Here is a 12237-nt window from a genome sequence, read left to right as displayed (position 1 = left end):
TTTTTTTATAAACTTTCCGAAGCTTTTATAACTGCTTCTTTTAATCCTTGTTTGTAAAGAACAATTTTATCCAACACACATTTGTCGTGACTTCCAATGATTTGAGCGGCTAAAATTCCTGCGTTTTTAGCTCCGTTTAATGCAACAGTTGCAACAGGAACTCCACCTGGCATTTGTAAGATTGATAAAACAGAATCCCAACCATCAATAGAATTACTTGATTTTACCGGAACACCAATTACGGGTAACGGGCTCATCGATGCTACCATTCCTGGTAAATGTGCTGCACCACCTGCTCCAGCAATTACTACTGAAATTCCTCTTGTGTGTGCATTTTGACTAAAGTCAAATAATTTTTCAGGCGTTCTGTGAGCAGATACAATATCTACTTCTACCTCAATGTCAAATCCTTTTAATATGTCTATGGCGTCTTTCATAACTGGCATGTCTGAAATACTTCCCATTATTACGGCTACTTTCATTTTTTGTTGTTTAATCGTTTATTTAAATTGAAAATATAAAAAACTATAATCTTAATTTATGAGATTCTTCCTTCGTCAGAAAGACAAGTTTGTGTTTATAAGCAAAACTTTCTTCTGTTTTCTGAAAACTATTTACTGAACACTAATTACTTTGATTGTATTCTTCACTACTTCAGCAACTTTTCTTGCTTGTTCCATATCAGGGTTTACAATAGTAACATGTCCCATTTTTCTAAACGGTCGCGTTTCTCTTTTTCCATAAATATGTGGAGTGACACCGTCAATAGCAATTATTTTTTCTATGTTTTCGTAAACTACTTGCCCTGTAAAACCTTCTTCGCCAACTAAATTTACCATAATACCCGCAACTTTACTACTTGTATTTCCTAAAGGTAAACCTAAAATTGCACGAATATGATTTTCAAATTGAGAAGTATAACTGGCTTCAATTGAATAATGTCCAGAATTATGTGGTCTTGGAGCCACTTCGTTTACCAAAATTTCATCATTCTCAGTTTGAAACATTTCTACAGCTAATAAACCTACATGGTTAAACGCTTCTGAAACTTTTAATGCAATTTCTTGCGCCTTCAATGCAACTGAATCTTCAATTCGTGCTGGACAAATTACGTATTCCACTTGATTGGCTTCTGGATGAAACTCCATTTCTACAACAGGATATGTTTTTATTTCTCCATTTGTAGAACGAGAAACAATAACAGCTAACTCATTTTTAAAAGGTATCAATTCTTCAGCAATACATTCAACATCTGGAAGTTTGACTAAATCTAAAGCAGAACGGCAAATTTTTACGCCGTTCCCATCATAACCAAATTGTGCGCTTTTCCATACAAAAGGGAAATCTAATTTATCCTTTGCTAAACTTTCTCTTAAATCATCTAAGCCTACAAAACGTAAATGTTTAGAAGTTGGAATTCCATTGGCTACATAATAATCTTTTTGCTTTCCTTTGTTTTGTATTAAACGCAACGTTTTTGGTGATGGAAAAACAGGTAGTCCTTCTTCTTCAAGTTTGTCTAATGCGTCTAAATTAACGTTTTCAATTTCAATTGTAAGTACGTTTACCATTTTTCCAAATTGATAAACAGTATCATAATCCATTAAACTTCCTTTGTAAAAAGCGTTACAACCAAAACGAGATGGTGCTTCTTCACTTGGGTCTAATACTAAAGTTTGAACGTCAAATTTTCTAGTTTCGGTTAAAAGCATTTTGCCTAATTGGCCTCCGCCTAAAATTCCTAATTTAAAATCAGAAGAAAAGTAATTCATTTCGTTGTAGTTGTGTTTAGGCAAAGATAAACATTTTGAAAATTAATTTATCTTTTTCAAAATATTTCGAGCACAAGATTGATAAGCAGCTGTATGTTGATAAGCATCTTGAGTAATTATAGGTTTTAATTCGTCATAAATCCAGTTATGTTTTATTCCAAAAACAAATAATGCTTTCATTGCATATACTTTTGCTGCTACTTTTTCATCTTGAATCAATCGGTCAATTAAATTCTCTATAATAATGTGTTCTTGGTCTTTTGATAAATAAATTCCGTTTTTTTTATTGCTTTTAGCTAAAAACCAACAAATTTTAGTTGCTGGCCTAACAGCAGAGTCGTCTTTTATTTTTGATAAAACTGTACAAAATTCGTCAATATAAGGAGTAAATAATTTAAGTTTTTTTTCACAAACTAGTTCTAAGGACCAAAAAGCTTTCACATGGTTTTTATTCGAAATATCAAAAGCAGTAGTAGTTAATTCAACTAAATTTTCATCGCTTTTCATTGCAAAATTACTCACCATAATTCGGCATTTTTTACTGGCATTACTTTGATCAATTTTGGTAAACATTTCTGTTGTCATTTTGTAAATATACCAAATTTGCAAAAAAAATAAAATACTTTATTTGAAATCCTTACGAGTTTAGTAAATTTGTTGTTTATTCCTAAAAACTACTGAAAATTGATACAACTACACAACAAAAAATTTGAAGCTTTTATACAAGCAAAAGAGTTAGATTTTGCTATTCAAAATATGGCAAAGTTAATTGCAGCTGATTTTAGTGAAGAAATCCCTGTTTTTATAGGTGTTTTAAACGGTTCATTCATGGTGATGGCTGATTTAATGAAACATTATGAACATCCTTGTGAAGTGAACTTTGTAAAATTAGCTTCATATGAAGGAACACAATCTACTAATAATGTAAAACAACTTATCGGATTAAATGAAAGTTTAGAAGGAAGATCTGTAATAGTTGTTGAGGACATTGTAGATACTGGGAATACAGTTGAAGAATTAAAAAACATATTTAAAGAACAAAAAGTAAAACATTTTAAAATTGCAACTTTATTTTTTAAACCTGAAGCCTATAAAAAAGACATTAAATTAGACTATGTTGGTATAAGAATTCCAAATAAATTTATTGTTGGATATGGATTGGATTATGACGGATTAGGTAGAAATTTAAAAAACGTTTATCAATTAGCTAACACAAATATACACAACAACATGATTAATATCGTTTTATTTGGAAAGCCAGGTGCTGGAAAAGGAACTCAAGCAGAATTCTTAAAACAAAAATACAGTTTAACACATCTTTCAACAGGTGATATCTTTAGATATAACATGAAAAATGATACCAATTTAGGAAAGTTAGCTAAATCATATATTGAAAAAGGAGATCTAGTGCCTGATGAAGTAACAATTAAAATGTTACAAGATGAAGTTGAAAAGAATCTTGATTCGAAAGGATTTTTATTTGACGGTTTTCCTAGAACAATTGCTCAAGCTGATGCTTTAGATGCTTTTTTGAAAACGAAAGAATGGAATGTAACAGCAACAGTTGCATTAGAAGCAGATGATGAAATTTTAGTTCAGCGTTTGCTAGAAAGAGGAAAAACTTCAGGTAGGGCAGACGACCAAGATGTTGAAAAAATTAGAAATAGATATCAAGAGTACAACGAAAAAACGGCTCCATTAATGGATTATTATAAAGATCAAAATAAATTTTATGCTGTTAACGGTATAGGTTCTATTGAAGAAATTACAGAAAGATTAAGTAAAGTAATAGACAATTTATAAGAAGCTAATCCTTCTATTCGTTGCAAGTTTTTTGTCTAAAAAACATTTGCTAAACATAAAAAAAGAGCTTCTTTAGTCGCTCTTTTTTTATGAGCAAAATTTGTCTTTTACCACAAAAAAGCTTTCCACTACTATAAGGGCTAAAAAAAAACTATCTTTGCAAAAATATTTTTAGAGTAGTAGTTAGCTAATCACTAATTACTAATCGCTAATTACTAATTAAGTTATGACAGAAGGGAATTTTGTAGACTACGTAAAAATATATGTTGCTTCTGGTAAAGGAGGTAAAGGATCTACGCATTTGCATAGAGAAAAATTTATTGAAAAAGGTGGGCCAGATGGTGGTGATGGAGGACGTGGAGGACATGTTTATGTAAAAGGAAACAAAAACCTTTGGACATTATTTCACTTAAAATTTGTTAGACATTTAAAAGGTAGTCATGGTGGTGATGGGGGAAGCTCTAGGAGTACTGGTCATGATGGTGAAGACAAATATTTAGAGGTTCCATTAGGAACTGTAATAAAAGATAAAGAAACTGGAGAGGTTCTGTTTGAAATTACAGAACATGATGAAACTAAAATTTTAGCAAGAGGAGGTAAAGGAGGTTTAGGGAACTGGCATTTTAGAACGGCTACAAATCAAACACCTCGTTATTCTCAACCAGGAATGCCATCTGAAGAACTAGATGTTATCTTAGAGTTAAAAGTCTTAGCTGATGTTGGTTTAGTAGGTTTTCCAAATGCAGGAAAATCAACTTTATTATCTGTTTTAACTTCGGCTAAGCCAAAAATTGCTGATTATCCTTTTACAACATTAAAACCTAATTTAGGAATTGTTGCTTATAGAGATTTTCAATCATTTGTAATTGCAGATATTCCTGGAATTATTGAAGGTGCAGCAGAAGGAAAAGGTTTAGGACATTATTTCTTACGCCATATTGAACGTAATTCAACACTGTTGTTTTTAGTTCCAGCAGATGCAGATGATATTAAGAAAGAATATGAGATTTTATTAGATGAACTTCGTCGATATAATCCAGAAATGTTAGATAAAGACAGACTTTTAGTAATTTCTAAATCGGACATGTTAGATGAAGAACTTCAAACAGAAATGAAACAAGTTTTAGACAAAGAACTAAAAGGTGTTCCATATATGTTTATTTCTTCAGTAGCTCAACAAGGTTTAGTAGAATTAAAAGATAAACTTTGGCAAATGCTAAATGTATAGTTTTAAAAATATTTATAAAAAAACCGACTAGGATTTGCTAGTCGGTTTTTTTATATGATTTAGTTAAATTTATTCAGCAGCTTCTGTTTCAAGAACGCTTTCTTCTGTTTCAGGAGTTTCTAAAAGATTTTCAGCGGCTTTATTTTTTTCAGCTCTTTTCTCGCATCTATCACAAAGATCGGTAATGTTTTTCAATTCTCTAGCCTGAGCAACAGTTCCTTGGAAAATCTCTGTTGTTCTGTCAGAGTTTATATACCCACAATCTTGAAACAAATGAAAGCTTTTTCCAGATTTTGTCCAAAATACATGATTAACCCCGTTATTTAACCCTTCAACTTGCTCTGTTTGCTCTGTATATTGTTCAACTGAAGGCGGATTGAAATCTGTTCCTGCAATTCCTGCAATAACTAATGCAACTGCTGCAATTCCTCCAATAATTCCTTTTTGTTTTCCATCAAGATTCTTGCTCGTAAACACAAAAATTACTAATGGTAAAAATGCAATTATAGCTACTACTAATCCTAATTGACTTTGCATAAAAAACATAAACTTGTTTTTTTCAGAGGCAGGATCTAATCTATTCGATTTTTTCCATAAGTAAGAACCTAAAATAGCTAATGCTAAATCAACCACAATTAAAGCTATGATCCAAGTCATGTTTACAGGTTGTTTAAATAAAAGCATGATTGCTCCTATTTGCGCACCAATAGCACCAAGCCATGATAATGCTGCAAACATTCTTAATTGAGTAGCTTTTCCTTTGCTTTCTTCTGTAGGAACAAAACCTCTTGATGCAGTAGATTGTTCGTCAGCTCCTTCTATTTTTGTAATTTTTTTATTACTCTTTCCTGATTCCATTTTTTATAGTTTAGTTAAATACAATTTCAAAACGGGATAAAAATAATTAAAAAAATGAGTATATCTTAAATTCATCTATTATTTTTAAGAAATGATAGTTCTTCTTATTGAAACTAAAAGTATATTATTATAATTAAATTAGTTAAAATCAAACTCAACTAAAAATCATTTTCTTATTTTTGAATCAAATTTTACATTTTGAAATATTTCATTTTTTTGTTTTTAATTTCTGCTAACCTATTTTCTCAATCTAATTTTGAAAAAGGGGAGAAATTGTTTGCTCAAAAAAAATATAATGAAGCAAAAATTCATTTCGATAATTATTTAAGTCAATTTCCATTAAACTTAAAAACAATTGAGTATTTAGGTGATATTGCAGGTCATAATAAAGATTGGGCTGAAGCTATTAAATGCTACGAAAAGATCAAACAGCAAAACCCTCAAAATGCAAACTATCATTATAAGTATGGTGGAGCATTAGGAATGAAAGCGAAAGAAAGTAATAAGTTTGCCGCATTAGGGATGATTGATGATGTCGAGGATGCTTTTTTAATAGCGACAAAATTAGATAAAAAGCATATTGAATCTCGTTGGGCTTTAGTAATTTTTTATATTGAAATTCCTGCAATAATAGGAGGAAGTGAAACAAAAGCGCAAGTATATGCTAATGAATTAATGCAACTTTCAAAAGTAGACGGATATTTAGCAAAAGGATATATCGATGTTTATTTTAAACGATATAAAAATGCTGAAATTAATTATAAAAATGCGCATATCATTGGGAATTCAAAAACTACTTTTGAAAAACTATATGATTTGTATTTGAATAAATTAAAGGAAAAAGCAAAAGCAAATAAGTTAAAAGAATTGTTTGAAAAATAAGTTTTTGTTGAATAGTTATATCGGTTAATCGAATAATCAAATTCACAAATCAACTTTTAAAATAAAAAAATGAGAACACATTTCATAGCCATCGGCGGAGCAGCAATGCACAATTTAGCATTGGCATTACATGATAAAGGATATAAAGTTACAGGTAGTGACGACGCTATTTTTGAACCTTCAAAATCACGTTTAGAGAAAAAAGGATTGTTGCCAAATGAAATGGGTTGGTTTACAGAGAAAATCACTACCGATATTGATGCAATTATTCTAGGAATGCACGCAAAAGCAGATAATCCAGAATTATTAAAAGCACAAGAATTAGGCTTGAAAATTTATTCGTATCCAGAGTTTTTATACGAACAATCGAAAGATAAAACCAGAGTGGTAATTGGTGGTTCTCACGGAAAAACAACAATTACTTCAATGATTTTACACGTAATGCATTATCATAATGTTGAGGTCGATTATATGGTTGGCGCACAACTTGAAGGTTTTGATACGATGGTTCACCTTACAGAAGATAACGATTTTATTGTTTTAGAAGGTGATGAATATTTGTCTTCACCAATGGATTTACGACCGAAATTTCACTTATATCAACCAAATATTGCCTTGCTATCAGGAATTGCTTGGGATCATATAAATGTGTTTCCAACATTTGAAAATTATGTAGAACAATTTCGAATTTTTACCAATCAAATTACAAAAGGTGGAATTTTAGTTTATAATGAAGAAGATGTAACTGTAAAACAAGTAGCCGAAGAAACCGAAAACCAAATTAGAAGAATTCCATATTTAACTCCAGAATATTCGGTAGAAAATGGAATTACATTATTAGAAACTCCAGACGGACCAATGCCTATTGAAGTTTTTGGAGCGCATAATTTAAATAATTTAGCTGGTGCCAAATGGATTTGCCAAAATATGGGAATTGACGAAGCTGATTTCTATGAAGCAATTGCAACTTTTAAAGGTGCAAGCAAACGTTTAGAAAAAATTGCAGAAGGAAATAGTAAAGTTGCTTACAAAGATTTTGCACATTCGCCAAGTAAAGTTGCAGCCACTACAAAAGCGGTTAAAAATCAATATCCAGACAGAAAATTAATCGCTTGTTTAGAATTACACACGTATTCTAGTTTAAATGCTGAATTTTTAAAAGAATACGAAGGCGCTTTAGAATCGGCAGACGTCGCCGTTGTTTTTTATTCGCCAGATGCTGTGAAAATTAAACAATTAGAAGAAGTAACCTACGACCAAATTGCACAGTCTTTTAAACGAGACGATTTAATTATTTACACCAATCCAACAGAATTTAAAGATTTCTTATTTGCTCAAAACTTTGATAATTCAGCTTTGCTTTTAATGAGTTCTGGAAATTATGGCGGGTTGAATTTTGATGAGGTAAAAACGTTGATTGAGTAATCAGCGTCATTGCGAGGAACGAAGCAATCTAAAAAATGAAGCCAGGTTTTGTTTATATTATTACAAATCATTCCAATACAACATTGTATATTGGTGTAACTTCTAATTTACCAAATAGAATTATAGAACACAGAGAGAAAAGATTTCAAAACTCATTTTCTGCTAGATATAATTTAAATAAACTAGTTTATTATGAGCAATTCCAAATGATTGGTGATGCCATTTCTAGGGAAAAACAATTAAAAGGTGGTTCAAGAAAAGCTAAAATAGAATTAATTGAAAAAATGAACCCCAATTGGGATGATTTGTTTGAAGATATTAAAGATGTTATGATTATTTAGATTGCTTCGTGCCTCGCAATGACTGTGTCTAGATTATTCACCATACCTAAAATGCCCCACAATTTTCCAATTCAGTAAACAATCTTCTAAAACTTGTCCGCTACCTATATTGTGAACAATCATTGGTCTTTTTCCGTCTTTAGATTTTAAATTCGTAATAATTCCAATATGAGGAATTGCATCACCTGTTAAAAGCCAAGAAACAATCTCACCTGTTTTGTAATCATCTGGATTGTCTGTTATAGGCAATTTCTCTCCTTTTCGTTCGAAAAAAACTTCCAAATTTGGGACTCTTCTGTGATCAATATTTTTATCAGTAGTTTTTAATCCCCATTTTTTTAAGTTATGATATTTTGAAAAATTTGCCTTCATATCTTCATGCACTTCTTTTTGTAAATCAATATCAAGTTTTCTATATGCACGAATAATAACATCAGTGCAAACCCCTGTTTTTGGAGGAACGTCTCCATTTGGATATTTTATGACAACATAAGCTGGCGTGTAAACTATTTCAGGGTCAATAATAGATATTGCTGCATTAGAAAGTTTTTGATAAAAGTCAATTGGATTTTCAATTGGTTTAATTCTTTGCTCTGTTCCTGTAATATTGTTAATTGTTACATTATTTATATCAGTAGGTAGTGATTGCTCTTTTTGGCAACAAAATAAAATCGGAATAAAAAGAAAGGCAAAATGCATTTTCATATAGTGTTTCTTTTCTAAACGTATTTTTCAATGCATTTATTTTGAACGTATTAAAAAAAGAATTTACTTTGTTCTTATAAACGCCAAAATAAATTTTTATGTATACGCCAATTAATCAGTGGGCCGAGGATGATCGACCACGTGAGAAATTCCTTCTAAAAGGAAGAGCTTCTTTATCTGATTCAGAATTACTTGCTATTCTTATAGGTTCTGGGTCAAGAAACGAAAGTGCCGTGCAACTTTGCCAACGCATTTTAGCTTCTACAAATAACAACCTAAATCTTCTTGGTAAACTTACGGTTCAACAATTAATTCAGTTCAAAGGAATTGGAGAAGCAAAAGCTATTTCTATTGCTGCAGCTTTAGAGTTAGGAAGAAGACGAAGAGTTGAAGAAACGGTTGAGTTATCTAAAATTACTTCAAGTAAAGCAGTTTTTGAAATTATGCAACCTATTATTGGTGAATTGCCTCACGAAGAGTTTTGGGTCTTGTACCTTAATAATTCCAACAAAGTAATTTACAAATCGCAAATAAGTAAAGGTGGTTTGACTGGAACGCTTGTCGATACTCGAATTGTATTCAAAATGGCTTTAGAGCATAATGCAACTTCTATTATTTTATCGCATAATCATCCTTCTGGAAAATTACAAGCTAGTGGTGCAGATATTCAAATTACTAAGAAATTAAAAGAAGCAGGTAGGAGTTTGGACATTCAAATTTTAGACCATGTAATAATTACCGAACACAGTTATTTTAGTTTTGCAGATGAAGGAATTTTTTAGAAAAGTTTAAGAAATAATCTCTTTTCAATTCCTTATATTGCAACTTATTATAAATTAGCTTATCAAATGATTATAAGTGCCGAAAATATTACTTTTTCATACAATAAAGAGCAATCTTTTATTTTGCCTAATTTGTATTGTTCTGAAGGAAGTACCATCTTAATTACTGGCGATTCTGGTAAAGGTAAAACAACCTATTTACATATTCTAGCAGGTTTATTGAAACCAACAACAGGTAAAATCTTAATTGATGGAACGGATATTGTTTCCTTGAATGAAAGAGAAAACGATAAATTTAGAGGTCAGAATATTGGTTTGGTTTTCCAAAAGTCTTATTTTATTTCTTCTTTAACGGTTTTAGAGAATTTAGAAATGGCTAGTTGGTTGGCTAATGGGAATAAAAATACTACAAGGGCTAAAAAACTTTTAGTTGAATTAGATATTGAAAAGCAAGCACATAAATTACCAAGTCAATTGAGTATTGGTCAGCAACAACGTGTTTCTATTGCAAGAGCCTTAATGAATGAACCAAAAGTGCTTTTAGCAGATGAGCCTACATCGAGTTTAGATGATAAAAACGCTGAAAAAGTAATTGAATTGCTGACAAGTTTATCTAAAGAATATAAAGCTGCGCTTATTATTGTAACGCATGATAGTAGAATTAAAGAGAAATTTATTAACCAATTAACGTTAGTGTAAGATGATTACAAAATTAGCATGGCGAAATATTTGGTTTAAACCATTGAATACTATTTTAAGTATAATATTACTAACTTCAAGTGTAGCAATTATTACTGTTTTGGTTTTATTGGAAAAACAATTTGAAGAAAAATTTACCAATAATATTGATGGGGTTGATTTAGTTCTCGGAGCACAAGGAAGTCCGTTGCAATTAATTCTTTCTTCAGTTTACCAAGTAGATGCGCCTACAGGAAACATAAGTTACGATTCTGCAAAAGTTTGGATGCAACATCCATTTGTAAAAAAGGCAATTCCACTTGCTTTTGGAGACAATTATCGAGGTTATAAAATATTAGGAACAACTTCAGATTATTTAGAGAAATATGATGCGAAAATTACTCAAGGAAAAATATTCGAAAATAATTTTGAAGTAGTTGTTGGTTCTGAAATTGCTCAAAAATTAAATTTAAAGTTGGGAGATGAATTTTTTGGTTCGCATGGTGATGCTGCTGAAGGAGAAGTTCATGATCAATATGCGTATAAAATTGTTGGAATAGCAGAACAAACGGGTAAAGTTGTTGATAATTTAATCTTATGTACTATTCCAAGTGTTTGGCAAATGCACGGTGGACATGAAGAAGCAAATCCAGCACATGGAGAAGAAGGGCATGTTCATGAAGAGGGAGAAGAGCATCATTCAGAAGAATTTACTTTAGATAAAAAAGGAATGGATATAACTGCTGTTTTGTTGCAGATTAGAAATCCTATGGCAAAATTAACTTGGCAACGTCTTATTCCTCAAAACACAAAAATGCAAGCTGCTTCACCGGCATTAGAAGTAAACCGATTGGTTAGTTTGTTTGGTGTTGGAATAAACGGACTTCGTTATTTAGCTTACGGAATTATGTTAATTTCTGGAATATCAATCTTTATTGCATTATTCAATACTTTAAAAGAAAGAAAAGATGAATTTGCGCTTTTACGTGTAAACGGGGCAAAAAGATTACAACTTTTAAAACTAATAATGATTGAAAGTTTGTTGCTTTGTACTGTTGGATTTATCTTTGGTACGATTTTGGGAAGAGTAGCATTGATATTTATTTCAAACTCATCTGAAGAAGATTTTAAACTGAGTTTTAATCCTTACGAATTCATTTGGGAGAAAGAAGGAATATTATTTTTACTAACAATATCTGTAGGTATAATTGCGGCGTTAATTCCTGCAATAAAAGCTTATAATTTAAACATATCAAAAACATTAGCAAATGCGTAATACATTAAAATTTTCACTTGCCTTATTAATTGCAATTACATTATTTAGTTTTAATTCGAAAGAAGAAAAACAAAATTTTCAAAAAGCAACAACTTCTGTTTATGCAGATACATTAACTTGGACATTATTAGGAAAAATAGATTATCTAAAAAAACCAGATAAGTTATATGGTGAAGTTATGTTTCCTGTAATAAACCCAAAACTAAAGTCTATGCAAGGGAAGTCGGTAGTAATTAGCGGTTTTATAATTCCTATTGATAATAAGAATTATGCTATTAGTAAAAATGTTTTTGCTGCATGTTTTTTCTGTGGAAAATCAGGGCCAGAAACAATAATGGGTATTAAATTTAAAGGAGAACTACCTAAGTTAAAAACCGATCAATATGTTACCTTAAAAGGAACATTTCGTTATAATGATAGCGATGTTGAAGATTGGATTTATCACATAGAAAACACTGTAATTACTGCAGGTAAATAATTGTATCAA

At 30.9% G+C, this 12237-nt stretch carries 14 protein-coding genes; 9 read left to right on the top strand and 5 right to left on the bottom strand.

Annotated elements, in window-relative coordinates:
• Positions 1-5: 5 nt before the first annotated feature.
• The 3 genes from purE to OLM55_RS01270 form a co-directional block, all read right to left on the bottom strand.
• Complete coding sequence (gene purE / locus OLM55_RS01280) at positions 6-482, bottom strand: 5-(carboxyamino)imidazole ribonucleotide mutase (RefSeq protein WP_264559614.1); 477 nt, start codon at positions 480-482, stop codon at positions 6-8.
• 132 nt (positions 483-614) lie between these two features.
• Complete coding sequence (locus tag OLM55_RS01275; RefSeq protein ID WP_264560643.1) at positions 615-1772, bottom strand: 5-(carboxyamino)imidazole ribonucleotide synthase; 1158 nt, start codon at positions 1770-1772, stop codon at positions 615-617.
• A gap of 42 nt (positions 1773-1814) precedes the next feature.
• The gene (locus OLM55_RS01270; protein WP_264559613.1) at positions 1815-2357 is read right to left on the bottom strand and encodes a hypothetical protein; all 543 of its coding nucleotides are present in this window, start codon (positions 2355-2357) and stop codon (positions 1815-1817) included.
• Positions 2358-2456: 99 nt separating this feature from the next.
• Between OLM55_RS01270 and OLM55_RS01265 the strand changes: the two genes are divergently transcribed.
• Positions 2457-3575, top strand: a complete 1119-nt coding sequence (locus tag OLM55_RS01265) for an adenylate kinase (RefSeq protein WP_264559612.1) — start codon at positions 2457-2459, stop codon at positions 3573-3575.
• Between the two features lie 226 nt (positions 3576-3801).
• On the top strand, positions 3802-4803 hold the full coding sequence (obgE, locus tag OLM55_RS01260) for a GTPase ObgE (RefSeq protein ID WP_264559611.1): 1002 nt from the start codon (positions 3802-3804) through the stop codon (positions 4801-4803).
• A 69-nt stretch (positions 4804-4872) separates the two neighbouring features.
• On the opposite strand, the gene OLM55_RS01255 is transcribed toward obgE, so the two are convergent.
• Entirely contained in the window at positions 4873-5661 is a 789-nt protein-coding gene (locus tag OLM55_RS01255) for a hypothetical protein (protein WP_264559610.1), read from the bottom strand.
• A 198-nt stretch (positions 5662-5859) separates the two neighbouring features.
• Between OLM55_RS01255 and OLM55_RS01250 the strand changes: the two genes are divergently transcribed.
• The 3 genes from OLM55_RS01250 (at position 5860) to OLM55_RS01240 (ending at position 8309) form a co-directional block, all read left to right on the top strand.
• Positions 5860-6543, top strand: a complete 684-nt coding sequence (locus OLM55_RS01250) for a tetratricopeptide repeat protein (protein WP_264559609.1) — start codon at positions 5860-5862, stop codon at positions 6541-6543.
• Positions 6544-6612: 69 nt separating this feature from the next.
• On the top strand, positions 6613-7968 hold the full coding sequence (locus tag OLM55_RS01245; protein WP_264559608.1) for a UDP-N-acetylmuramate--L-alanine ligase: 1356 nt from the start codon (positions 6613-6615) through the stop codon (positions 7966-7968).
• 35 nt (positions 7969-8003) lie between these two features.
• The gene (locus tag OLM55_RS01240) at positions 8004-8309 is read left to right on the top strand and encodes a GIY-YIG nuclease family protein (protein WP_264559607.1); all 306 of its coding nucleotides are present in this window, start codon (positions 8004-8006) and stop codon (positions 8307-8309) included.
• A gap of 33 nt (positions 8310-8342) precedes the next feature.
• Here the strand turns inward: OLM55_RS01240 and OLM55_RS01235 are convergent, their stop codons facing one another.
• Entirely contained in the window at positions 8343-9014 is a 672-nt protein-coding gene (locus tag OLM55_RS01235; RefSeq protein ID WP_264559606.1) for a DUF1287 domain-containing protein, read from the bottom strand.
• A 98-nt stretch (positions 9015-9112) separates the two neighbouring features.
• Between OLM55_RS01235 and radC the strand changes: the two genes are divergently transcribed.
• The 4 genes from radC (at position 9113) to OLM55_RS01215 (ending at position 12228) form a co-directional block, all read left to right on the top strand.
• Positions 9113-9796, top strand: coding sequence for a RadC family protein (gene radC / locus OLM55_RS01230; RefSeq protein WP_264559605.1), 684 nt, complete (start codon positions 9113-9115; stop codon positions 9794-9796).
• 66 nt (positions 9797-9862) lie between these two features.
• Positions 9863-10495 (top strand): ABC transporter ATP-binding protein, encoded by a 633-nt coding sequence (locus OLM55_RS01225; protein WP_264559604.1) that lies wholly within the window; start codon positions 9863-9865, stop codon positions 10493-10495.
• 1 nt (position 10496) lies between these two features.
• The gene (locus OLM55_RS01220) at positions 10497-11750 is read left to right on the top strand and encodes an ABC transporter permease (RefSeq protein WP_264559603.1); all 1254 of its coding nucleotides are present in this window, start codon (positions 10497-10499) and stop codon (positions 11748-11750) included.
• The gene (locus OLM55_RS01215) at positions 11743-12228 is read left to right on the top strand and encodes a hypothetical protein (protein WP_264559602.1); all 486 of its coding nucleotides are present in this window, start codon (positions 11743-11745) and stop codon (positions 12226-12228) included. Before OLM55_RS01220 ends, OLM55_RS01215 begins: the two co-directional genes overlap by 8 nt.
• Positions 12229-12237: the final 9 nt, after the last annotated feature.

The organism is Flavobacterium sp. N2270 (genome assembly GCF_025947225.1).
Taxonomy (GTDB): domain Bacteria; phylum Bacteroidota; class Bacteroidia; order Flavobacteriales; family Flavobacteriaceae; genus Flavobacterium.
This window is presented reverse-complemented; position numbering and strand designations above follow the sequence as displayed.

Excerpts from the sequence above, each read along its gene's own strand:
- OLM55_RS01235 (WP_264559606.1), bottom strand. The coding sequence starts at position 9,014 with ATGAAAATGCATTTTGCCTTTCTTTTTATTCCGATTTTATTTTGTTGC.
- purE (WP_264559614.1), bottom strand. The coding sequence starts at position 482 with ATGAAAGTAGCCGTAATAATGGGAAGTATTTCAGACATGCCAGTTATG.
- obgE (WP_264559611.1), top strand. The coding sequence starts at position 3,802 with ATGACAGAAGGGAATTTTGTAGACTACGTAAAAATATATGTTGCTTCT.
- OLM55_RS01220 (WP_264559603.1), top strand. The coding sequence starts at position 10,497 with ATGATTACAAAATTAGCATGGCGAAATATTTGGTTTAAACCATTGAAT.
- OLM55_RS01255 (WP_264559610.1), bottom strand. The coding sequence starts at position 5,661 with ATGGAATCAGGAAAGAGTAATAAAAAAATTACAAAAATAGAAGGAGCT.
- OLM55_RS01245 (WP_264559608.1), top strand. The coding sequence starts at position 6,613 with ATGAGAACACATTTCATAGCCATCGGCGGAGCAGCAATGCACAATTTA.
- OLM55_RS01215 (WP_264559602.1), top strand. The coding sequence starts at position 11,743 with ATGCGTAATACATTAAAATTTTCACTTGCCTTATTAATTGCAATTACA.
- OLM55_RS01225 (WP_264559604.1), top strand. The coding sequence starts at position 9,863 with ATGATTATAAGTGCCGAAAATATTACTTTTTCATACAATAAAGAGCAA.
- OLM55_RS01270 (WP_264559613.1), bottom strand. The coding sequence starts at position 2,357 with ATGACAACAGAAATGTTTACCAAAATTGATCAAAGTAATGCCAGTAAA.
- OLM55_RS01275 (WP_264560643.1), bottom strand. The coding sequence starts at position 1,772 with ATGAATTACTTTTCTTCTGATTTTAAATTAGGAATTTTAGGCGGAGGC.
- radC (WP_264559605.1), top strand. The coding sequence starts at position 9,113 with ATGTATACGCCAATTAATCAGTGGGCCGAGGATGATCGACCACGTGAG.
- OLM55_RS01240 (WP_264559607.1), top strand. The coding sequence starts at position 8,004 with ATGAAGCCAGGTTTTGTTTATATTATTACAAATCATTCCAATACAACA.